The sequence below is a fragment of the Methylobacterium bullatum genome (genome assembly GCF_014845095.1).
GTDB lineage: Bacteria > Pseudomonadota > Alphaproteobacteria > Rhizobiales > Beijerinckiaceae > Methylobacterium > Methylobacterium bullatum.
Genome location: NZ_NKUG01000052.1, coordinates 1 through 22,195 on the forward strand (window position 1 = coordinate 1; position 22,195 = coordinate 22,195).

The 22,195-nt window shown below is 68.9% G+C and carries 21 protein-coding genes; 12 read left to right on the forward strand and 9 right to left on the reverse strand.

Features of this window, described 5'->3' with window-relative positions; translation table 11 throughout:
- Positions 1-401 (forward strand): ABC transporter permease (locus MBTS_RS08040; RefSeq protein WP_192215375.1); only part of this gene is annotated, 401 nt, incomplete at its 5' end.
- 291 nt (positions 402-692) lie between these two features.
- On the opposite strand, the gene MBTS_RS08045 is transcribed toward MBTS_RS08040, so the two are convergent.
- Complete coding sequence (locus MBTS_RS08045; protein WP_018043191.1) at positions 693-2,417, reverse strand: sensor domain-containing diguanylate cyclase; 1,725 nt, start codon at positions 2,415-2,417, stop codon at positions 693-695.
- Positions 2,418-2,952: 535 nt separating this feature from the next.
- Entirely contained in the window at positions 2,953-3,207 is a 255-nt protein-coding gene (locus MBTS_RS08050) for a hypothetical protein (RefSeq protein WP_056149030.1), read from the reverse strand.
- Positions 3,208-3,331: 124 nt separating this feature from the next.
- On the opposite strand from MBTS_RS08050, the gene MBTS_RS08055 reads away from it, so the two are divergent.
- On the forward strand, positions 3,332-4,810 hold the full coding sequence (locus MBTS_RS08055; RefSeq protein ID WP_192215376.1) for an MFS transporter: 1,479 nt from the start codon (positions 3,332-3,334) through the stop codon (positions 4,808-4,810).
- 33 nt (positions 4,811-4,843) lie between these two features.
- Here the strand turns inward: MBTS_RS08055 and MBTS_RS08060 are convergent, their stop codons facing one another.
- Complete coding sequence (locus MBTS_RS08060; RefSeq protein ID WP_056253040.1) at positions 4,844-5,545, reverse strand: SDR family NAD(P)-dependent oxidoreductase; 702 nt, start codon at positions 5,543-5,545, stop codon at positions 4,844-4,846.
- Positions 5,546-5,609: 64 nt separating this feature from the next.
- Entirely contained in the window at positions 5,610-6,083 is a 474-nt protein-coding gene (locus tag MBTS_RS08065) for a nucleoside deaminase (RefSeq protein WP_192215388.1), read from the reverse strand.
- A 139-nt stretch (positions 6,084-6,222) separates the two neighbouring features.
- Here MBTS_RS08065 and MBTS_RS08070 point away from each other — a divergent pair, with 139 nt between their 5' ends.
- From MBTS_RS08070 to MBTS_RS08090, 5 genes are all read left to right on the forward strand, one after another.
- The gene (locus MBTS_RS08070; RefSeq protein ID WP_192215377.1) at positions 6,223-6,426 is read left to right on the forward strand and encodes a CsbD family protein; all 204 of its coding nucleotides are present in this window, start codon (positions 6,223-6,225) and stop codon (positions 6,424-6,426) included.
- A gap of 139 nt (positions 6,427-6,565) precedes the next feature.
- Positions 6,566-8,791, forward strand: coding sequence for a pseudouridine synthase (locus MBTS_RS08075; RefSeq protein ID WP_192215378.1), 2,226 nt, complete (start codon positions 6,566-6,568; stop codon positions 8,789-8,791).
- Positions 8,788-9,345, forward strand: a complete 558-nt coding sequence (gene rsmD, locus MBTS_RS08080; protein WP_018043184.1) for a 16S rRNA (guanine(966)-N(2))-methyltransferase RsmD — start codon at positions 8,788-8,790, stop codon at positions 9,343-9,345. Before MBTS_RS08075 ends, rsmD begins: the two co-directional genes overlap by 4 nt.
- A gap of 58 nt (positions 9,346-9,403) precedes the next feature.
- A complete protein-coding gene (locus MBTS_RS08085) occupies positions 9,404-10,537 on the forward strand; it encodes a spore photoproduct lyase family protein (RefSeq protein WP_192215379.1) in 1,134 nt (377 codons plus the stop codon).
- 299 nt (positions 10,538-10,836) lie between these two features.
- Entirely contained in the window at positions 10,837-11,193 is a 357-nt protein-coding gene (locus MBTS_RS08090) for a hypothetical protein (RefSeq protein ID WP_192215380.1), read from the forward strand.
- Between the two features lie 478 nt (positions 11,194-11,671).
- Here MBTS_RS08090 and MBTS_RS08095 read toward each other — a convergent pair whose 3' ends face one another.
- A complete protein-coding gene (locus tag MBTS_RS08095; RefSeq protein ID WP_026175825.1) occupies positions 11,672-12,076 on the reverse strand; it encodes a winged helix-turn-helix transcriptional regulator in 405 nt (134 codons plus the stop codon).
- Between the two features lie 76 nt (positions 12,077-12,152).
- Between MBTS_RS08095 and MBTS_RS08100 the strand changes: the two genes are divergently transcribed.
- Entirely contained in the window at positions 12,153-12,764 is a 612-nt protein-coding gene (locus tag MBTS_RS08100; protein WP_192215381.1) for an FMN-dependent NADH-azoreductase, read from the forward strand.
- A 4-nt stretch (positions 12,765-12,768) separates the two neighbouring features.
- On the opposite strand, the gene mutL is transcribed toward MBTS_RS08100, so the two are convergent.
- The 3 genes from mutL to MBTS_RS08115 all read right to left on the reverse strand — a co-directional run bounded on the left by mutL (position 12,769) and on the right by MBTS_RS08115 (position 16,063).
- Complete coding sequence (gene mutL / locus MBTS_RS08105; RefSeq protein WP_192215382.1) at positions 12,769-14,721, reverse strand: DNA mismatch repair endonuclease MutL; 1,953 nt, start codon at positions 14,719-14,721, stop codon at positions 12,769-12,771.
- 71 nt (positions 14,722-14,792) lie between these two features.
- Positions 14,793-15,617, reverse strand: coding sequence for a hypothetical protein (locus MBTS_RS08110; RefSeq protein ID WP_192215383.1), 825 nt, complete (start codon positions 15,615-15,617; stop codon positions 14,793-14,795).
- Positions 15,614-16,063, reverse strand: a complete 450-nt coding sequence (locus tag MBTS_RS08115; RefSeq protein WP_192215384.1) for an abscisic acid-deficient protein Aba4 family protein — start codon at positions 16,061-16,063, stop codon at positions 15,614-15,616. The genes MBTS_RS08110 and MBTS_RS08115 overlap by 4 nt, the downstream gene beginning before the upstream one ends.
- 39 nt (positions 16,064-16,102) lie before the next feature.
- Here MBTS_RS08115 and MBTS_RS08120 point away from each other — a divergent pair, with 39 nt between their 5' ends.
- Complete coding sequence (locus tag MBTS_RS08120; RefSeq protein WP_056149051.1) at positions 16,103-16,756, forward strand: TetR/AcrR family transcriptional regulator; 654 nt, start codon at positions 16,103-16,105, stop codon at positions 16,754-16,756.
- Between the two features lie 85 nt (positions 16,757-16,841).
- On the opposite strand, the gene MBTS_RS08125 is transcribed toward MBTS_RS08120, so the two are convergent.
- Positions 16,842-17,858 (reverse strand): KpsF/GutQ family sugar-phosphate isomerase, encoded by a 1,017-nt coding sequence (locus MBTS_RS08125; RefSeq protein ID WP_192215385.1) that lies wholly within the window; start codon positions 17,856-17,858, stop codon positions 16,842-16,844.
- 292 nt (positions 17,859-18,150) lie between these two features.
- Between MBTS_RS08125 and MBTS_RS08130 the strand changes: the two genes are divergently transcribed.
- The 3 genes from MBTS_RS08130 to MBTS_RS08140 all read left to right on the forward strand — a co-directional run.
- The gene (locus tag MBTS_RS08130) at positions 18,151-19,839 is read left to right on the forward strand and encodes a methyl-accepting chemotaxis protein (protein WP_192215386.1); all 1,689 of its coding nucleotides are present in this window, start codon (positions 18,151-18,153) and stop codon (positions 19,837-19,839) included.
- A 192-nt stretch (positions 19,840-20,031) separates the two neighbouring features.
- A complete protein-coding gene (locus MBTS_RS08135) occupies positions 20,032-20,430 on the forward strand; it encodes a P-loop NTPase family protein (protein WP_238253940.1) in 399 nt (132 codons plus the stop codon).
- 380 nt (positions 20,431-20,810) lie between these two features.
- The coding region (locus MBTS_RS08140) for a protein adenylyltransferase SelO (protein WP_192215387.1) at positions 20,811-22,195 on the forward strand (1,385 nt) is incomplete at its 3' end.

Consider the following 22,195-nt stretch of genomic DNA (forward strand, 5'->3'; position numbering starts at 1 on the left):
GCGCGGTGGAATGGCTCGACATGGCCCGCCTCGTCCGCGCCCAGACCCTCTCCCTGCGGCATCGCGATTTCGTCCGCGCGGCCGAGGCCCTCGGCTTGTCCACGGCGGCGATCCTGCGCCGGCACATCGTCCCCAACACCCTCGGCCCCGTCACGGTGGCGGCGACCCTCCTCGTGCCCAAGGTGATCCTGCTGGAGAGCTTCCTGTCGTTCCTCGGCCTCGGGGTGCAGGAACCGGCCACGAGCTGGGGCGCCCTCATCGCGGAGGGCGCGCGCGCCCTCGAATCCGCCCCGTGGATGCTCGCCGGCCCCGCCGCCTTCCTCGTCTCGACGCTGGTGGCCCTCAACGTCCTCGGTGACGGCCTCGGCGACGCCCTCGATCCCCGGATCGCCGGCAGGTGACGGCCTGAGGGCCGTGGCCCTACGGGATACGCACATCTGCTCGACGGACGTGTCTCTACCCATGAGGGTTCGGCATGAGGCGCGACGGGCTCCCTCTCCCGTTTGGGAGAGGGTTGGGGTGAGGGGCGTGGACTCACCGAAAAGGTCACACGTCACCCTGTCCCTCTCCTTCCAGGAGAGGGGACCCGTGGTGCCCGCGAGATGCGGGAATGCCGTAGGCCGTGGCCCGATTGCACCGGCAGGACCTCGCCGGCAGCGACTGAGGGGCGCGCAGGGAGCCCCGAGAACTGGCTATGCCACCGATCTCAGGTCGGCGATGTCCGCCGTGAAGGTGTGGATGCAGTTGCGTCCCCGCGATTTCGCCTCGTAGAGGGCACGGTCCGCGCGCTCGATGGTGTGGTCGATGTCCTTGTCGGACGAGTCCGCCTCGGCGATGCCGATGCTGATCGTCGCCAGAAGGCGATTGTTGTCGGGCTCGAACACGGTGCTGGCCACGCTCTGGCGAATGCGCTCCGCGATCAGCGCCGCGCCGACGGCGCTGCTGTCGCCGAGCAGGACGATGAACTCCTCGCCGCCGAAGCGCGCGACCTTGTCCGTCGTCCTGATGGTGTCGCTGATGATGGAGCCGACCTTGCGGATGACCACATCGCCCGCCGGGTGGCCGTAACGGTCGTTGACCCGCTTGAAATGGTCGATGTCGATCATCAGCACCGCAATGGGGCGGCGGTAGAGCTTGAAGGCGTTCAAGGCTTCCTTCGCGAGGGGAAGGAACGCGCGCCGGTTGAGGAGGCCCGTGAGAGCGTCCTTGTTGGCGATGAGCTGCAGGGCGTGGAGGTCGTCGCCGATGCGCCTGACCCGGTCCTGCGCGGCCTGCACCGCCCGGGACGCTTCGGTCTCGACGTCTCGCGCATCGGACTCGGCGGTGCCGATCCGTCTCAGCAGCGACCTGACGGCGGCGGACAGGCGCAGCACCTCGGGCGAGCCATGGACCCGCTCCGTCATCGTCGCATTCGGCTCGCGGCCGATCCGGTCCACCGCATCCGTGAGGTTCACGAGCGGGCGGCTCAGGCGCGTCACCACCAGGAAGATGCCGAGAACGCCCACCGCACCCGCGCCGAGGCCGATCAGGGTGATGAGGAGGGTCAGGCGATTGGCTCCCGCGAGCGCCGTATCCTCCGGCTGGAGGGCGACCACGATCCAGCCGAGACCGCTGTAGTCGCCCCGGCCGCGGGTGGCCGACACGGCGGCGAGCCGTTTGCCGTCCGGGCCGCTCGCGATGAAATGTCCCGCCGCGAGATCGGCGGGGGAGTAGGGTGTAGTCCCGAGGTCCGGCCCGAGGAGCACGCGGCCGGTCCGGTCGAGGACGACGATCTCCTCCTTCAGCTCCGGCCTGCGCGAGGACAGGACTTCCCGTCGCACCACGTCCGCCCAGCTCCAGCTGAGATGGCTTCCCAGGACGCCGATGATCCGGCCCGACGCATCGGTGACGGGAGATGCGAAATCGACGAAGCGGAACGGGGTCTTGTCCCCGCTGGGCTTGAGCAGGCTCTGCAGCAAGGCCGCGACGTGAACGTCCTCGGCGACCGCGCCCTTCATCCCATCGATGAACCAGGGACGCTGGCCGACATTCGCGCCTTCCAGGATGCCGCCGGTCGCCGCGCGGACTTTCCCGGTCTCGTCGGCAAAGCCGATCCAGGCATAGTCCGGAAGGGTTTTCTGCATCGTCTGCAGCACCTTGCGCAGACTTCCGGTCTCTTCCATCCAGTGGGGCTGGAGCGGATCGAGGGCCGCCACGTTGCGAATCTCGCGCAGGCGCTCCGCCATGTCCTGGTCCAGGCGATCGGCGACGGAGCGGGCCACCTGCAGCAGGGCGTTCTGGGCCATATCGGTGGCTTGCCCGCGCGCCAGGAGCGCGGAGCCCAATGTGCTCGCGGCTACGATGGACAGGCCGACCGCACCGGCGAACAAGCTGATCTGGTGCCGCAGGGATATCTTGTCGGCGAGCCGTCCCAGCATCGATCCTGACCCTCAATCAGACCCGACCCTGCAACTCATAGGCTTGCGAGAACGTCAATCCATAGAGTCAATTTTTCGTATAAATGGCAGTTGTCGCATATCGGACATAGACGATTGGATGGTCCATTCGGCGGTGGTCGAGCATTGCAGGGCGACTGCAGTCACACTTTAATCTATTGACGATGATACTATCAGTATATTTGCAATATGTAATCTTTAGGATGCTATTTTCATCATAGGTTTATCTAGGATGCAGTTGCTTCTATCTATATGTTCGCAGTCATATGTAAATCGCTCGCATCAAGGCAATGTAGGGCAGCTGATTTGAGTCATTCAACAGCATCAATATTTTGATTATTGAGTTTGCTTCATCATCTACCGTTGCCCCGGTCGTATTGCGCTGTAGTGGCGAGCCGCCATTGAGGCGCGCGAACCAGTCGCTCTTTGCCGGGCGGAGCGGCCGCCGAATGGTCGACCCAAGGTGGAGGCTCGTATCCGCGCCGTCGGCGCGCGCCTGCGCGGCCGGGCCGGATGCTCACCGGTCGGCCAGGAGGCCGGGATAGACCACCCGCACCGTGCGCCGCTCCGCCGGGATGTCGGCGCTCGGGCGGTCCTTGATCGCCGCACCGGTACTTCCCGTCGTCGTCACGTCGGCGGGGCGCAGGCGCCAGCCTTCGGCGCCGCGCGGCGGCCTGTGTGACGCCTCATTGGCGCGCAGCGGCGGCGGCGCGAGCGCGGCACCCGTAAGCACCGTGGTGGCGAGGATGGCGGAGAGGAGGCGGGGATTCATCGGTCGAGGCACCCGGAGACGCATGCTCCGAGTGAAGCGTGAACAGGTAAAGACGCCGACGGAACCGCGAGGCTTGGCCGTTCATTGCCAACAACATTCGTGTCCGAGAGTTAACGAGGCGTCGATGACGAGTATGGTCGAGGCAAAGCCGGGCTCCGCCCCGCCGGAGCGGGTTCCGATGGGCACGGTGATCGACACCGATATTTCCGCTCGTCTCGACCGGCTGCCCTGGGGACGCTTCCACATCCTCGTCATCGTGGCGCTGGGCATCACCTGGGTGCTCGACGGCCTCGAAGTCACCCTGGCGGGCTCTCTCGTGGGGGCCCTGCGGGCCGAGCCCATGAGCTTCACCGAGTTCGATATCGGCCTGGCGGCGAGTTCCTACCTCGTCGGCGCGGTGGTGGGGGCGCTCGGCTTCGGCTGGCTCACCGACCGGATCGGCCGCAAGAAGCTGTTCTTCATCACCCTGGCCCTGTACCTCGCCGCCACCGCGGCCACCGGCCTGTCCTGGAACATCTACAGCTTCTGCATCTTCCGGTTCCTCACCGGCGCGGGCATCGGCGGCGAATACACCGCCATCAACTCCACCATCCAGGAACTCGTCCCGGCCCGTGTGCGCGGCTGGACCGACCTCGTCATCAACGGGTCGTTCTGGATCGGGGCGGCCTTGGGCTCCTTCCTCTCCATCGCCGTGCTGCGCCCCGGCATGATCGACCCGGCTTGGGGTTGGCGCATCGCCTTCTTCGTCGGCGGCGGCATCGGCCTCGTGATCCTGCTGCTGCGGACATGGATCCCCGAGAGCCCGCGCTGGCTCGCCACCCACGGCTACGTCGCCGAGGCGGACCGGGTCGTCACCAGCATCGAGAAGCGTTTCACCGACGAGGGCATCACCCTGCCGCCGGTGGACGAATCCAAGCGGATGAAGCTGCGGACCCGCAGCCACACGCCGCTCAAGGAAGTCTTCGGCACCATGCTGGTCGGCTATCGCAAGCAGACCCTGGTGGGCCTCGCCCTGATGATCGCGCAGGCGTTCTTCTACAACGCGCTGTTCTTCACCTACGCCCTCGTGCTCCAGCGCTTCTACGGGGTGCCGGGGGACCATGTCGGCTGGTACCTGCTGCCCTTCGCGCTGGGCTCCTTCCTCGGCCCGCTGCTGCTCGGCCGGCTGTTCGACACGATCGGCCGCCGCCAGATGATCGCCTTCACCTACGGCATCTCGGCGGTGCTGCTCACCATCACCGGCTACCTGTTCAAGATCGAGGTGTTCGGTCCCGTGGGCCAGACGGCGGCCTGGATGGTGGTGTTCTTCTTCGCCTCCGCCGCCGCGAGCGCCGCCTACCTCACCGTGGCCGAGACCTTCCCGCTGGAGATCCGGGCGCTCGCCATCGCGGTGTTCTATGCGCTGGGCACCGGCATCGGCGGCGTCTCCGGCCCGCTCCTGTTCGGTGCCCTGGTGGAGACGGGGTCCCGCGACAACGTGCTGATCGGCTACGGCATCGGTGCCGCGCTGATGCTGACCGCCGCCATCGTCGGCGGCATCTGGGGCACGGCCGCAGAGGGCAAGTCCCTGGAAGATGTCTCGAAGCCGCTGGCGGCGGCCTGACGGCCGGGCGGTTCCGAGGCGCTCCCAAATGCCTCAGAACCGCTCCACCCATGGTCGCAGCGCGACCTCGGAGGTCCAGGCGCTGCGATCCTGCCGCAGGACGTCCCAATAGGCCGAGGCGATGGCGTCGGGATCGAGCAGGCTGTCGGGGGCATCCGCCGGCTCCGGGCGGGAGGCGCTGCGGATCCCGCCGTCGATGACGAAATGGGCGACATGGATGCCCTTCGGGTGGAGTTCCCGCGCGAGGCTCTGCGACAGGCCGCGTAAGCCGAACTTGCCCATGGCGAAGGCGGCGGATTCGGCATAGCCCTTCACGCTGGCCGACGCCCCCGTGAACAGGATGGCCCCGTGGCGACCCGGCAGCATGCGTCTTGCTGCGGCCTGGGCCACGAGGAAACCGCCATAGGCCGAGACCATCAGGGCGTGACGCACCGCGTCCGGGTCGAGATCGGCGACGGGGCCGCGCAACCGGCCGCTGGCATTGTAGATCACCACGTCGGGCGGGCCGCCGAGGGCCGGTTCCATCCGGGCGAACAGTGCCTCCACCTCCGACGGGTCGACGGCATCGCAGGAATGCAGGGCGGCGCCGGTCTCGGCCGCCAGTTCTTCGAGCTTGCCGATGGAGCGCGAGGCGAGGCCGAGGCGAAGGCCTTCGCGGGACAGGCGGCGCGCCAGCGAGGCGCTCAGGCCTTCGCCGGCGCCGACGATGAGGGCACGCTGGTAGGTCGGGACCATGGGGCATCTCCGGATGGCGAGGGTCTGTTGCCGAACGTCCCAGGGCCCGGGAAGGCTCCTGGCCTCAGCCCTCCCGCCGATCGCGAAAAAAATCGCGCAGGAGCGTGGCGGCCTCCGCCTCGCGCAAGCCGCCATAGACCTCCGGCGCATGGTGGCAGGTGGGCTGGTTGAACACCCGTGGCCCGTGTTCCACTCCGCCGCCCTTCGGATCGAGGGCCGCGAAATAGACCCGGCGGATGCGCGCGAACGAGATGGCGCCGGCGCACATCGGACAGGGCTCCAGGGTGACGTAGAGGTCGCAGCCGATCAGGCGCTCGTCGTCGATGGCGGCGCAGGCGGCGCGGATCGCCAGGATCTCCGCATGGGCGGTGGGATCGCGCAGCGCGCGGGGGCGATTATGGGCGACGCTGAGGATCGCGCCGTCCCGCACGATCACGGCCCCCACCGGCACCTCTCCTTCGTCGGCCGCGCGGCGGGCGGCATCGAAGGCGAGGCTCAGAGGGTCGGTGGCGGTGCTGGGGGAGAGGGGGGCATTCACTGTCGTCGAACCCAAGATCTGTCTTCATCGAGAAACCCGGCGGGTCGAGATCCCGTGATGGCCCGGCAGGAACATCGCGGCGATGGAGCCGTTTCCTTACCGACGCGGCAAGGCCGCAGGATCTTTTCAGGAGCAGACGATGAGCAGCACCACCGACAAGATCAAGGGTCTCGCCAACGAAGCCGTCGGCAACCTGAAGGAGGGTGTCGGCAAGGTCACCGGCAACGACAAGCTCGTGGCCGAGGGCAAGGCCCAGGAACTCAAGGGCGAAGCCCAGAAGACCGTTGGCGATGCCAAGGACGGCGTCAAGAACGCCGCCGACACGGTGAAGAGCAAGCTCTGAGCTTCGGCACCGGATATTAGAGAAGGCGGCCGGGAGGCCGCCTTTTTCGTATGCGGCTGCAACGCCCCCTTGCGCGGCGGGCGGGCCGCTCCACGCGCAATCGCTCGCAACCTCGCCTCCGCTCTGTTATGGGGCTCGGATGAGCGACAAGACAGACGAACAGACGGGCGGGTCCGAGGACGCGCCCGAGACCAACAACGTTTCCGGCCAAGCGTGGTCCCCGGCGACCGATGCGGGTGTGCCCGGACCTTCCGCCGAAGAGCAGCCGGCTCCGCGCCGGGCCGCGCCCGCCAGGGGCGGCGACGCCCCCCTGCGCCGCAAGGCGGCGTTGCCGCGGCCGGCGGCCAAGGCCGCTGAGGCGGGTGCCACCGGTGATTCCGATTCGGCGACGCCCGAGGGCGACCGTATCGCCAAGGCCATCGCGCGCGCCGGCATCGCGTCCCGCCGCGACGTAGAGGTGATGATCGCCGAGGGCCGCGTCACCCTCAACGGCAAGGTGCTGACCTCGCCGGCAATCAACGTGACGGATGCGGACGAGATCACCGTCGACGGTGAGCCCCTGCCCGCCCGCGAGCGGACCCGGCTGTGGATCTATCACAAGCCGCGGGGCCTCGTGACCACGGCACGCGATCCGGAAGGGCGCCAGACCGTCTTCGAGGCCCTGCCCGAGGACCTGCCGCGCGTGGTCGCCATCGGCCGTCTCGACATCAACACCGAAGGCCTGCTGCTGCTCACCAACGATGGCGGCCTCGCCAAGGTGATCGCCCATCCCGATACCGGATGGCTGCGGCGCTACCGCGTCCGCGCGCATGGCGACACGAATCAGGCCGAGCTCGACAAGCTGCGCAAGGGCGTCACCATCGACGGCATGGATTACGGCCCGGTGGACGCGGTCCTCGACCGGGCCTCGGGCGACAACCTCTGGCTGACGCTGGGCCTGCGCGAAGGCAAGAACCGCGAGGTCAAGCGCATCCTCGAGCACCTGGGTCTGGCCGTGAACCGGCTGATCCGCCTGTCCTTCGGCCCGTTCCAGCTCGGCGACCTCGAAGTGGGCCTCGTCGAGGAGATCCGCACCAAGGTGCTCAAGGAGCAGCTCGGCCCCACCCTCGCCGATCAGGCCGGCGTCGATTTCACCAGCCCCAACCGTGAGCCGATCGCCCCGTTCGGTTCGCCGAAGGCCGCGCAGCAACAGACCAAGCAGCCCGCCCGCAGCGCCTCGGCCGCCGCGGCGCGAAGCGCCGGGCGCAGCTACGACGACGCCCCGCGCGGCGGCGAGCGCGGTGGCGACCGCGACCGTGGCGGCGACCGCCCCCTGCGCAGGCCCGCCGAACCCGCACGGGTTCCCACGGGCGGCAACAGCGCCGGTCCCCGCCGCTCGGTCTGGCGCGCCGAAGAGGCAGCGCCCCAGGAGGATGGTGCGCGCCGGGTCAAGATCCCCCGCCGTGGCGCCGATCCCAAGGCCGAGCGTGAGGCCTCCGCTGCCCGCGGCCGGGAGCGCGTGGGCGCGATCAATACCGGCGAGCGCCGTGTTCTGGTGGAGCGCCTGAAGGCGAGCCCGCAGGAGCCGGCCCCCGAGCCGCATCGCCGTGATCGCGGTGCCCGGCGTGACGAGACGGGCGGCGCCGAGCGTCCGGTCCGGACGCTGCGCCAATCCGATGCCAAGGCGGCCCGCCGCGAGGAGGCCGATGCCCGGCCGCCGCAGCGCCGGTTCGACGGAGATTCCAGGCCCCCGCGCAGCGATGCAAGGCCCCCGCGCAGCGATGCGAGGCCTCCGCGCCGGGACGATGCTCCGCGCGGCGGTTTCGGGCGGCCCGCCGATGGCGCCGAGCGGCGCGGTCCGCCTCGTGGCGGCGACGAGCGCCCCCGCAGCTTCAAACCTCGCGATGGCGGCGGCTTCAACGACCGCGCGGAACGTCCGGCTTTCAATCGCGGCGAGCCGCGTGGGGACAAGCTGGCGGGATTCCGCAGCGAGAAGCCGGCCTTCAATCGTGGCGGCGACGATCGTCCCGGTGGCGGCCGGCCGGGCGGGTTCAAGCCCGGCGGCTTCAAGGGAGCGGGCTTCAAGGGCCGCTCCGACGACCGCCAGGGCGGCGACCGTGACATCGGCGCCGAACGCTCGGGCGCCGATCGCGGCGGCTTCCGGCCCGGTGGCAAGCCCGGTGGGTTCGGCAAGCCCGGTGGGTTCGGAAAGCCCGGCGGATCGGGCAAGCCCGCCGGGGCCGGAAGGCCGGGCGGCTTCAAGGCCGGTGGTTCGTCCCGTCCCGGCGGTTCGGCCAAGCCCGGTGGGTTCGGCAATCGCGGCGGTGGCGCGGGCGGCAAGCCCGGTGGCGGGGGCGGACGTCCGCCCCGTGGCGGCTCGCGGTGAGGATCGTCGGCGGCGACCTGCGTGGACGCCGCCTCGCCACCCCGAAATCGGACGCGATCCGGCCGACCTCGGATCGACTGCGCGAGGCGCTCTTCAACGTCCTCGCCCATGCCTATGACGACGCGGTGGCCGGCGCGCGGGTCCTCGATCTCTTCGCCGGAACCGGGGCGCTGAGCTTCGAGGCCCTGTCCCGCGAGGCGAGCTACGCCCTCCTGGTGGACGAGGGCGCCGAAGCGCGCGGTCTGATCCGCGAGAACATCGATGCCCTGGGCTGCGCCGGCAAGACCCGGCTGTTCCGCCGCGATGCGACCAAGCTCGGCCCCGCCGGCACCAGCGGGACCTTCACCCTGGTCTTCTGCGACCCCCCCTACAACCGCGACCTCGCGCCGGCTGCGCTGGCGAGCGCATCCCATGGCGGGTGGCTCGCTCCCGGCGCCCTGGTGGTGGTCGAGGAGGCGGCGGGCGCCAACGTCGCGCTGCCGCCCGGCTTCACCGAATTGGAGCGGCGGGTCTACGGCGACACCGCCCTGGCTTTCTCTCGCTTCGAGGCCTGAGCCTGCGACCCCCGCGCGCGCCGGGAACCCCGGGGCATCGCCGCCGCGTTGCCCCGGAATGGTCCTCGATGACGCCACGCGCGATCCCGTCACGGCCGAACCGGCGAAGGCTGGGCCGGCGGATGCTCCGCTTGACCCGCGCTTGTGGCGGCCCCGCCGTGTCCTGGTGACGCCGGCGGCCCTGGACCATGCCCAGGGCCGCGCGATGCTGGCGCGGGCCGAGGCGCTCGGTCTCCCTGTGGAGCGCCTGACGAGCAACCGCCTCACGGGCCTGCGCGACGAGGATCCGCGCCGCGCCTATCGCGAGGCGAAGGCCACCCTCGCCATCGTGGTGGCGCCCCCGAGCAAGCTGCGCCTGCAGCCGATCCCGCCCAGTGCCGACTGGCGCTTCGATCTCGCGGAGGGCTGCCCGGCCCATTGCCAATATTGCTACCTCGCCGGCTCCCTCTCCGGCCCGCCGGTGACGCGGGCCTATGCCAATCTCGACGCGATCCTCGGGAACCTGCCGGCCTATCTCGGCCAAGGCGGTGTCACTTCGGCCCAGGCCGGGCGCGTCGAGGAGGGCACCACCTTCGAAGCCTCGTGCTACACCGACCCCCTCGGCATCGAGCACCTGACCGGCTCGCTCTCGGCGGCGATCACGCATTTCGGCGGCTGGGACGCGGCGGTGCAATTGCGGTTCACCACGAAGTTCGCCGCCGTCGAGCCGCTCCTGGCCCTGCCCCATCGGGGTCGGACCCGCGCTCGCTTCTCCCTCAACGCGCGTCCCGCCGCCCGCTACGAGGGCGGCACCGCCAGCCTCGACGCCCGCCTGCAGGCGCTCGGCGCCATGGCGCGGGCCGGCTACCCGGTGGGGCTCACCGTCGCGCCGATCATCGCCGTTCCCGATTGGCCGGATGCCTATGGAGGGCTCCTGCGGGAGGTGGCGGAGGCGCTGTCCGACGTCTCCAACCCCGACCTCACCGTGGAGCTCATCACGCACCGGTTCACACCGGCGTCGAAGGACGTGCTCCAGGGCTGGTATCCGGGCTCCGACCTGCCGATGCGGGAGGACGAGCGCAGTCGCAAGCTCACCAAGTTCGGCTCGGTGAAATACGTCTATCCCCGCGATCTGATGCGGACCATGCGGGAGACGATCACCGCCGCGGTCGCGCGCGAACTGCCCTTCGCGCGGATCCTCTACTGGACCTGAGCGGCCGGTCTTCCCGGCGAGTCAGCCTCCGAGCGCCCTGGTCTTAGTGTCGGGATCGATGAGCGGTTCGACACGCCGCTCAGGCCCTGCCTCTATTTTCCGCTCGAGATCGACGGCCGGTGCCGCGTCGAGCTATGGCAGGCGGCATGACCGGGCTTCAACGCCGCCGTCTTGTTGTCCTGACATTCGTCACGTCCACGATACGCCACTGAGGCAGTCGCAGAATGGCGGGATCGAAAACTGCAATGATGCCGATTTGGCGATAGCCCATATCGTGATGACCGCATGAGGAGGACGTCTTGGAAACCCATTTCGAGCATTTCGGCCAAACTGACCTTGGTCAGCGCCTCATCGCCCTCATTGACACACCCGACCGTTACACAGAGTTCCGTGCGCTCTCGGAAAAAGGCCTCCCGGCTGTCACGGCGCTGGTCCCAGTCTTGTCGCCGGTCCTGATGCCGTTAGAGCAGACTGATCTGAAGCGTTTGAACGCCGCTAAGCAATTCGTTGGGCGGTATGTTGGAACGATCATGCGGAAATACGGGCATACCATTGTGCGTCCGTCAGCAAGTGTTCCTGGCAAGCTGTTTGACGTCGCTGCCGTCTGGAGTGGCGCCCCTTCATCTGATGCCGAAGAAGACACTCAGGCAGATTGATCCAAGATGAGCGGTAAAGCACTGCGCGCCGCAATATGTTCCGCTCTGGTTCAAGATGCGTTATATGATTACTGATGCATCTAACTATTGTAACTAAAACAACATGACAAAGAACGATATCGCCGAGATCGTCGGTGCATCCTAGCTTATGATCGATGGCGAGACTTTCGATCGACGTAGCATCACCGCACGTCGCTGGTGCTCTTCTTTTGCTGATCTTGCAATGCAGATTGGTGGTGTCACTCTCTCCGAAGCGATGATGCTCCGGCACGCCGCGAACCTCGCCATGATGTGCGAACGAGATGAGGCGCGCGTGATGAGGACGACGTGGTGGATGAGGAGCACTATCGCCGGAACGCCTCTGCCTCAAAGGCCGCACTGATGGGGCTCGGCATGGCATCCACGGCCCGCATCTCGACCGTGCGCTTGTTCCCACCCCGTTTGGCCGGCGGGATCAGCCCCCATTCCGCACAGACACTTACGCCGCGTCGGGCTCGGCGCCCGCGTCGAAACGGGTCCGCGCGGCCTGGATCGTGGGCAGGTTCGCGAAGGCCCAGGAGCCGAGCGCCTGGACCGGCACCTGAAGCGAGCGGCCGAGCTCGGTGAGTTCGTAATCCACGCGGGGCGGGATTGTCGGCGTGACCGTGCGCGAGACGAGGCCGTCGCGCTCCAGGCCGCGCAGGGTAAAGGTGAGCATCCGCTGCGAGATGCCGCCGATGATCCGCTTCAATTCGTTGAAGCGTCGGGGGCCGTCCGTGAGCGTCATCACCACGAGGATGCTCCACTTGTCGCCGACCCGCGCCAGCACCGTACCGACCACCCGGCAATCGCCGGGGCGGTGAATGGGCTGTGCCTCGGTTACCTCCGTGTGTCCGGGTTCCACGAATGTGCCTCCTTGTGCGAGCGCTGCTCCGGTACTCTATAGCGCCTCGGTATCATTCTGATACCGAGGATCGAACATGAATCTTCTGCACATCGACAGCAGCATCCTGGGCGAGCATTCCGTCAGCCGCGCCGTCTCGGCCGCCATCGTCGCCCGCCTCCGCACGGGAGCGCCCGATCTCGAGGTGACCTATCGCGATCTGGCCGCCACGCCGATCCCCCACCTCTCGGGCGCCTATCTCGCGGGCCATCAGCCCAACGCCACCAACACGCCCGACATCCAGAACGACGTCGCGCTCGGCCGCGCGGTGCTGGCGGAGTTCCTGGCCGCCGACATCGTGGTGATCGGCGCACCGCTCTACAATTTCACGATCTCGACCCAACTCAAGGCCTGGATCGACCGCATCCTCGTGGCCGGCCAGACCTTCAAATACACCGAGAGCGGCGCCGTCGGCCTCGTACCCGAGAAACGCATCATCGTCGCCGTGGCGCGCGGCGGCCTTTACGGTGCGGGGTCCCCTGCCGCCTCGGCAGAGCATGCCGAGACTTATCTGCGGGTCGTCCTCGGCTTCATCGGCGTGACCAACCCGGAATTCGTCACCGCCGAGGGGATCGCCCTCGGTCCGGAGGCCCGCGAGAAGGCCCTCGCCGGGGCGCTCGACGCCGCCTCCGTTCTGGCTGCCGCCTGAAGGCCTAGCGCCGGCCGAACAGCCGCTCGATGTCGTGGAGCTTCAATTCCACGAAGGTCGGGCGGCCGTGGTTGCAGGTGCCGGCGAAGGGGGTCGCCTCCATCTCGCGCAGGAGCGCATTCATTTCCTCTGGCCGCAGGCGGCGTCCGGCGCGGATCGAACCGTGGCAGCTCATGCGCGAGAGGATCGCGTCGAGGCGCCGACCGAGGGGGCCGCCCTCGGTGCCGTCCGCACTCCCGTCCTCCAGGCCGCTCTCGTCGAGGGCGTCGAGGATGTCCTCCAGAAGATTGCGGGTGGACGAATCGGCCAGCGCCACGGGAACTTCGCGCACGAGGACGGCGCCGGAGCCGAAGGCCTCCAGGGTGAGGCCGAGGCGGTCGAGGTCGGGGGCGGCGGCAACGAGGCGCTCGGCATCCTGGGGCGCCATCTCCACCACGTCGGGAATCAGGAGGCCCTGGCGGGCGATGCCGCCGGCGGCGCGCTCGCGCTTCAGCCGCTCGTAGACGAGGCGCTCATGGGCCGCGTGCTGGTCGACGAGGACGATCCCGTCATGGGTCTGGGCGACGATGTAGGTCTCGTGGAGCTGCGCGCGGGCGGCCCCCAGGGGATGCTCGCTGTCGGGTGGTTCGATCTCCGGCTGGCGCAGGTCGGCGCCGGGTGGTGCGAGATCGCCGGAGAACAGCGCCTGCCCGGCTTCCTCGAACCCTGTCTCCGGCCGGCCGAACGCCGCTTGCGGGGCCTCGAACAGGCCCCCGCGCGCACCGAAGGACGATGCCGGCGCGAGGCCGGCGGGCGCGCCGAACGAGGGCAGGCCCGGCGGAAGCGGCACACTGCCCGACCAGGCGCCACGACCCGAATGCGCCTGCATCGCCGGTCGCATCGTCGGTGAGGGATGGCCCGGGCGCAGGGCGTCCAGGGTCCGGGACGCGCCGGTGCTGGCGTTGCGCGCTCCGACCTGACGCAGGGTCTCGTGAATGGCGCTGACGATGAGGGCGCGCACGAGGCCCGGCTCGCGGAAGCGCACCTCCGTCTTGGCGGGATGGACGTTCACGTCGACGAGGGCGGGATCGCAGGTGATGGCGAGGCCGAGCACCGGATGACGGTCCGAACTCATCGTGTCGGCATAGGCCCCGCGCACGGCGCCCAGCAGCAGACGGTCGCGCACCGGGCGGCCGTTGACCGTGAAGTGGATCTGGTTGCCCGCGCCGCGATGGTAGCTCGGCAGGCCGATATGGCCGGACAGGGCGAAGCCCTCCCGCGCCATGTGGAGGGGGGCCGAACTCGCGCCGAAATCCGGCCCCAGCACCGCCGTGAGCCGGCGCAGATCGGCGTCGTCGCCGGTCTCGGCGGAAAAGACGAGGGGGCTGCCGCTCTCGGAGCGGAGGGCGAAGCGGATCCGGGGCTGCGCCACGGCGAGGCGCCGCAATCCATCGGCGATGGCCAGCGCCTCGGCGCGGTCGGATTTCAGGAATTTCAGCCGCGCCGGCGTCGCCGAGAACAGGTCCGTGACCTCGATCCGCGTGCCGCGCGGGCTCGGCGCGGGACGGACCTCGCCCTTGATGCCGGCATCCACCACCAGGGTCGATCCGCTCTCGGCCTCGGCCGTGCGGCTGGTGAGGGAGAGGCGGGCCACCGCCCCGATGGAGGGCAGCGCCTCGCCGCGAAAGCCGAGGGACTCGATGCGGCTCAGGTCGCCACCGGGAAGTTTCGAGGTGGCGTGGCGCTCCACCGCGAGGGCGAGATCGTCGGCGCTCATGCCGGCGCCGTCATCCACCACGCGGATCAGCCGGCGGCCCCCCGCCTCGATGGTCACCTCGATGCTGGTGGCGCCCGCATCGATGGCGTTCTCCACCAGTTCCTTCACGGCGGAGGCCGGGCGCTCCACCACCTCGCCCGCGGCGATGCGGTCCACGAGGATCGGGTCGAGGCGGCGGACGGGGCGGAGAACGGGCGGCATTCCCCCGACCATAGGCGAGGGCGCCGCTGCCTCAAAGCGCCGCCGACGTCATCGCGGTGGGAAGGATGCGATCAACCGAAGGGAAAGGCGAGACCACGCCCCGCCTGGACCCAGGCACCCGCGATGACACCGCAGAGGAGGCAGGCCGCCAGGGGCACGAGCACCCGTCGCCTCGGCAGGCCGAGGGCGATGAAGGAGGCGGCGGCGAACGGCACGATCTGTTCCCCGTGCATGCCGAGGAAATGCGCGATCCTCAGGTCGCCGCCCGCCCGGTTCCAGCCGAGCAGGGGCAGGCTCGCACCGGTCGGGCCGACCGCATGGCCGTGGTTGGCGCTGAGGGCGATGCCGGTGGCGGCCCCGAGGATCACCGTCGTCGCGAGGCCGAGAATGACCGCCAGGCGCAGGCTCGGCTCGAGGCCCGGACGTGGCCGGACCGCCACCGCGATGGTCAGGGGAATCTTGGCAGCGAGCAGGGTGAGCGCCATGATCCCCATCAGGGCGTAGAGGACGGCGTGCAGCGGATCGCCGTCGTTGAAATGCGATGCCTCGGCCCGCGCCGCCTGCAGGGTGATGTAGGCGAGCTCGAACCCGCCGGCCGCGACGAGCAGGAACCGGCCGGTGCGCAGGGAGCGCGAACGGCGCCGATCCGGCCGGACGTAGCCGGTGAACCAGGCGAAGGTCAGGGCGTAGACACCGACCGAAACGAAGAACTTCGCGGGCTTCGCCCAGACGAAGGCGCCATCGATGAGCCGACCGTCGACGAGGGGGAGTGCCAGGGTGACGGCGCCGGTCAGCAGGCAGGCGAGGCCGAAGGCGGTGAGGACGGGATCGTCCGCCCGAAGCCGAGCGAGCGCCGTGGGGCGGAGAGCGTCTCCGCCGAGGGTGAAGGCGATCATGGCCGGGTCTCCAGGCCGAGCCTGCCGGTGCTCAATCCGATGACGAGGGCGAGGAGGAGACCGGCCGGACCGACCAGGAAGGTGAGGACGAGGCAGGGCAGGAGCAGCAGCGGCGAGATCCCCGCCCCGATCCCGGCGCGGGCGATCCAGGTGCCGACGAAGAGGTCGAAGGCGAGATAATGGATCCAGCCGGCAGTGAGCGCATGGTCGTCCGCGAACAGGGAACGTACCGCCTCGATGGAGTCGAAGCCGCCTTTCGCGCCGCCCGCCAACCCTGCCGCCAGGATGCCGATATAGGCCACCGCCAGAAGCGCCGGCAGGACGAGGCCGGTGCCGATCCAAGTGGCCCTTCGGAGCCGGGGAGCGAACAGCGCGATGGCGAGGGCGACCCAGCCCAAGAGGGCGATCGTGCTGCAGAGGGAGAACAGGCTCGCTGCGGGGATCACGTCTTGCCCATCTTTATCTTGACATCGTATAGATCGAGCATGAGTGAGCATCTTGACACTGTCAAGTCATCGAAGGGCGTCGCAGCCACGGAAGCCTCGGCCTACCATCACGGCGATCTGCGGGCCGCCTTGATCCGGGCGACGACGGCCATCCTGCGGGAGCGCGGGATCGACGGGTTTTCCCTGAGGGAGGCGGCGCGGCGGGCGGGCGTCTCGCCGGCGGCTCCGCAGCATCATTTCGGCGATGCGCGCGGGTTGCTCACCGCCGTGGCGACGGAGGGCTTTAGGATGCTGGGCGACGCGCTGGCCGCGGCCGATTCCGCCGCGACCGACCGCGACGGGCGCATTCGCGCGCAAGGCCGGGCCTATGTCGCCTTCGCCCTCGACCATCCGGCCGAGTTCGACACGATGTGGCGCTGTGCGCGGATCGATACGGGCGACGCGGCTTACGCGGCGGCGGCCGGTCGCGCCTTCGGGCTCCTGAAAGCGGCGGTGGCCGGAACCCCTTTCGAGGATGACGGGCTACCGGCGGCGTCCAATCATGCCGCCCCGGACCCGAGGGCCATCGCCTGCTGGTCCCTGGTCCATGGTCTCGCCCGGCTCGCCCTCGACGGTGCGCTGGGACCGGCCGAGGTGGCGCGTGGGGCCATCGACGGGATGCTGGAGCCTATCCTCGACTGCCTGACGGTGTGATGCCGGGACAGCGCGGCGCGACGCCAGCGCTCATCGCGAGACCATTGGCGGATCCGCTCCAGACTTCGCCGGGTAGGACCCGTCGTCAGGCGACCCCGGCCCGCAGCAGGTCGTGATAATGGACGAGGCCTACGGGGCGCTCGTTCTCGACGACGATCAGCGAGGTGATCTTCATCGATTCCTGGATTTCCAGGGCCTTGGCGAGAAGGGTCTCCGGGCTCACGGTGCGCGGCCGGACGCTCATCAGCGCCTCGACCACGAGGCTATCGAGATCGGCCCTGAACACGTTGCGGCGCAGGTCGCCGTCGGTGAGGATGCCGGCGAGGCGGCCGTCTTCTTCCACCACCACCACCGATCCGAAGCCCTTGGCGTCGATCTCGGCGATGGCGGCCCGCATGCCCGTGCCGCGCCGGACCACCGGCAGCTGGTCGCCCGCATGCATCACCTCGCGGACCTGCCGGAGCGAGGCCCCCAGGCGTCCGCCGGGATGGTAGATGCCGAACTCGCGGGCGGAGAAGCCGCGGGCCTCGAGCAGGGCGATGGCGAGGGCGTCGCCCAAAGCGAGTTGCATCGCCGTGGAGGTGGTGGGCGCGAGCCCGTTGGGACAGGCTTCGCGGGCCTTGGGCAGGGTCAGGCAGATATCGGCCTCACGCCCGAGGGTCGAGCCGGCATTCGCCGTGATGGCGATGAGGCCGACCCGATAGCGCCGCGCATAGCCGATGATGTTGGCGAGTTCCGTGGTCTCGCCCGACCAGGACAGGGCGACGACGACGTCCTCCGGCTGGATCATGCCGAGATCGCCATGGCTCGCCTCGGCCGGATGGACATACAGCGCCGGCGTGCCGGTGGAGGCCATGGTCGCCGCGATCTTGCGGCCGACATGGCCCGATTTGCCCATGCCGGTGAGGATGGCGCGGCCCTTGGCGGCGGAGATGCGGGCGACGGCGTCCGAGAAAGCGGTGCCGAGACCGTTGCCGATGGCCTCCATCAGGCAGCGCAGGCCCTCGCACTCGGTCTCGATGGTGCGCAGGGCCGAGGCGATGGCGGGCGCATGGCCGGCATCGGGGGGCGACATCCGCTTCTCCGCTGCAGCACCGCCCATGACAATCCTCGCCTTCGCCGGCGCGCGCGGCGCCATGACGTGCCGCCTATGCAAGGCGAATGTGGTCGGATGGGGGCTTGGGCGCGTGGGACGCCGCGCACCGAAATCGGCGGCGGGGCGGAGAAGAGGGTATCGGGGGCCGGCGGGAGGAGGCTCAGACCGGCGGATGGCCTGTAATACGCCGATATTAAAATATCTCCAATGACAACAAGTGATCGTTAACCGTTCGGCTGGAATGTCAAATCCCAAGTAAAGGCTGATCGTCGCGATCCGCGGTCAGGAAGAGGTTTTCATGTCGATCCAGGCTCTTTCGATTCGTGCCAAGCTCATCACGGCATTCTCCCTGCTTACTTTGTTCGTTGTTGGCCTGGGAGTGCTTGGGATCGTCAGTACGCAGCGCATGCGCGAACAAGCTCTGGACATCGAAAACAACTGGCTCCCCAGTGTTCGTGTCCTCGGCGAGATCGATACTCTGACGGCCCGCAACAACGGCGTCATGCTGCGTCATACGCAGGAAACCGACCCCCAGAAGCTGGCGACCATCGAGGGCGACCTCGCGCGGTTCGGAAAGAGGATCGACGAGAAGAAGCTCGCCTACGAGCGGATGATCGCCTCTCCCGAAGAGCGCGAACTCTACGAGACGTTCACGCGCGAGGCCGCCAAATTCGCCGCGATCCGCCAGACCATCCTGGACATGTCCCGCAGCGGGGAGAAGGCGCAGGCCTTCTCGTTCTACGAGACCAAGGGGATCACCATCCGCCGGGGCATGTCGGACGCCCTCGAGAAGCTGGTGAGCCTGAACAATGTCGGGGCGGATCAGGCGCAGGCGCGGAGCAAGTCGGTCTTCGAACAGGCCCGGACCCTGGGCATCGCCGCCATCGTCGTCGCGGTCCTCCTCTCCGTCCTGTCCGCCTTCCTGATCATCCGCGGCGTGACCCGAGGCATCGATTCCGTGGTGCAGCCGATGCAGGCCCTCGCCGCCGGCGACCTGTCGGTGACCATCCCGCACCAGAACGCCAGGACCGAGATCGGGCGCATCGCCGACGCCGTGCAGGTGTTCAAGGACGGATTGCACCGGATGAAGGCTCTGGAAGACGAGACCGTCCTGGTCCGTGCCGGCGCGGAAGCGCAGCGCAAGGCCGCCATGCGGTCCATGGCCGACGGCTTCGAGTCCGCCGTGGGCGGGATCATCCAGACCGTGTCCAGTTCGGCGACGGAGTTGCAGGCCACCGCGCAGGGCATGGCCGGCACCGCGACGCAGACCGCCGCGCAATCCACCAGCGTCGCCGCCGCGGCGGAACAGGCCGCCTCGAACGTCACCACCGTGGCGGCGGCTGCCGAGGAACTCGGCTCGTCGGTGCAGGAAATCGGCCGTCAGGTCAGCGCCTCGGCCAGCCTGGCCCATGTCGCCGTCGAGGAAACCGCGCGGACCGCGCTGCTCGTGAAGGACCTGAACAGCGCCGTGGCGAAGATCGGCGACGTGGTGACGATGATCAGCGCCATCGCGGGCCAGACCAACCTCCTGGCCCTGAACGCGACCATCGAGGCGGCCCGTGCCGGCGAGTCGGGGCGCGGATTCGCCGTCGTCGCCGCCGAGGTGAAGGAACTCGCCAACCAGACCGCCAGGGCGACCGAGGAGATCGGCGGCCATATCGCCTCGATCCAAGGCTCCACCGATCAGGCGGTCTCGGCGATCGGCGGCATCACCACCCGCATCCAGGAGATCAGCGCCGTCGCCACCACGATCGCCGCCGCGGTGGAGGAGCAGGGCGCCGCCACGCAGGAGATCGTCCGCAACGTGTCCCAGGCCGCCACCGGCACGGGAGAGGTCACGGTGAACATCGCGGGCGTGGCCGGTGCCGCCGAGGAGACCGGCGCTGCCGCCAGCCAGGTGCTCGGCGCGGCATCGGAGCTGTCGCGCCAGTCCGAACATCTCAACTCCGAGCTGGGCCGCTTCCTCGCCACGATCCGCGCGGCCTGACCGGGGTCGGGCTCCCGCGGAGGGAGCGCCGTCTCCCTCCGCGACAGGTCTGGTCGCCTCATGGGTTCGCCACGAGCGTCACGTGGCGATTGCCCTCCGGGTCGCCCATTCCGACTCGGAAGGCGACGGCGCGGCGCCGGATGCCCCTAGGTCGACTGGCGAAATCCTCCCCCGGCGCGGTATGCCTTTCGGATGCAGCGCGTCATCGTCATGGGGCCGCCCGGAAGCGGGAAATCGACACTGGCGCGGCGTCTCGGCGCCGCGCATGACCTGCCCGTCTTCCATCTCGACCAGGCCTATTTTCGTCCCGGCTGGGAGCCCGCGCCGGCCACCGAGTTCCGTACCGAAGTCGAGCGCCTCGCGGCCCTCCCCCGCTGGATCATCGACGGGAACTACACGGACCTCATCGGGCCGCGCTTCGAGGCGGCGGATACCCTGGTCTATCTCGATCTCCCGGCCTGGCTGACGATGGCGCGCGTGATCCGGCGCTTGGCGGCGAGCTATGGCCGGGTCCGACCGGACGCGGCGTGGGGATGCCCGGAACGGCTCGACGCCGAGTTCCTGCGTTACGTGTGGACCTGGAACCGCTAGAGGCGAGCCCGGAACCTCGCCCTGATCGAGAGGTTTTCCGGCAAGGTCATCATCTTGGCGAGCCGGGTGGAGCAGCGGCGGTTCGGAGGTACGTGACCTTTCTCCGAACGGCGCTCGCGTGGTCGGGGGCGGCTGTCATCGCCGGCCTGCCCTCGCTAAGAGTGCCTCACAAAACTCCCGATCACGGTCGGTTCTTGCTCCAAGCAGGACAGCGCGGCGGGAGTTTTGTGAGAGACACTAAGCAGGTTCGCGTTGGCAAGCCGACGCTTCACCCTGCTTAGCTCTCTGATGGGTCGCAGGTTTTTATCGCAGAGCCGGCGGCCACCTCTGCGAAACCTGCTTAGTGTCCCGGCCGTTCTCGTAGGAACCCCTGCCCGCCCATGCCATCACCACGCACCGCCGCGAAGCACGCCGAACTCGGCCCCGATTTCTACGACGTCGTCGCCGCCGCCGACTTCCCGAAGACGATCCTACGCTACCGGAACCGGCCCTGGTCGGCGCGGGTGGGGCTCGACGACCTTTCCGACGAATCGTGGGTGGCGCATTTCGGCCGGTTCCAGCCCCTCGCCGGCAGCCTGCCCCAGCCTTTGGCGCTGCGCTATCACGGCCACCAGTTCCGCTCTTACAACGCCGATCTCGGCGATGGGCGCGGCTTCCTGTTCGCCCAACTTCACGACCTCGCTGACGGTCGCCTCCTCGATCTCGCTACCAAGGGCAGCGGCACCACGCCGTGGTCGCGCACGGCCGATGGCCGCCTCACCCTGAAGGGAGGCATGCGCGAGATCCTCGCCACCTCCATGCTCGAGGCCCTGGGCGTCGACACCTCGAAAACCTTCAGCCTCATCGAGACCGGCGAGGAACTGGAGCGGGGCGACGAGCCCTCCCCCACCCGGTCCAGCGTTCTGGTGCGCCTCAGCCATTCCCATATCCGCATCGGCAGCTTCCAGCGCCTGCTGGCGCTGGACGAGCCGCACAACATCGAGAAGCTCCTCGATCATGCGGTGCGGACCTATCTGCCGGAGGCCTGGCGCGACGAGACCGCGCCCCGTGCCGTCGCCTTCCTGGAGGAGGTCTGCCGCCGGGTCGCCCGCACGGGGGCCCAGTGGATGGCGGCGGGCTTCGTCCACGGGGTGCTCAACACCGACAACATCAACATCACGGGCGAAAGCTTCGATTACGGTCCGTGGCGCTTCACGCCGACCAGCGACCCGGGCTTCACCGCCGCCTATTTCGACGTCCATGGCCTCTACAGTTTCGGCCGCCAGCCCGAGGCCCTGTTCTGGAATCTCAGCCGGCTCGCCGAATGCCTGATGCCGCTCGCCGACCGCGACGCCCTCGAAGGCGCCCTCAAAGTCTTCGGATCGAGCCTTCAGGATGCCTTCGCCGAGGCTCTCCTCGCCCGGCTGGGCTTGGCAAAGCCGGCGGACGAGACGGATTTGCACCGGTTCGTCGCCGCCTTCTGGGGCTTCCTGGCGAAGAGCCGGGCGCCGTTCGAGCAGACCTTCTTCGACTGGTACGGTGGTCTCCTCAGCGCCGACCGTGCGGCGGCGAGCCCTTCCTCCGCCTTCTACGAGCGCGAGGATTTCGCCGCCGTCAGAACCAGCCTCGCATCCTTGTCCCCGGTGGAGACCCTCCGCCTCGACCACCCGTATTTCGCCGGCACCACGCCCTGCACGATGCTGATCGAGGAGGTCGAGAGCCTGTGGGACCCCATCGCCGAGCGGGACGATTGGTCGGCACTCCATGCCAAGCTCGAGGCGATCGC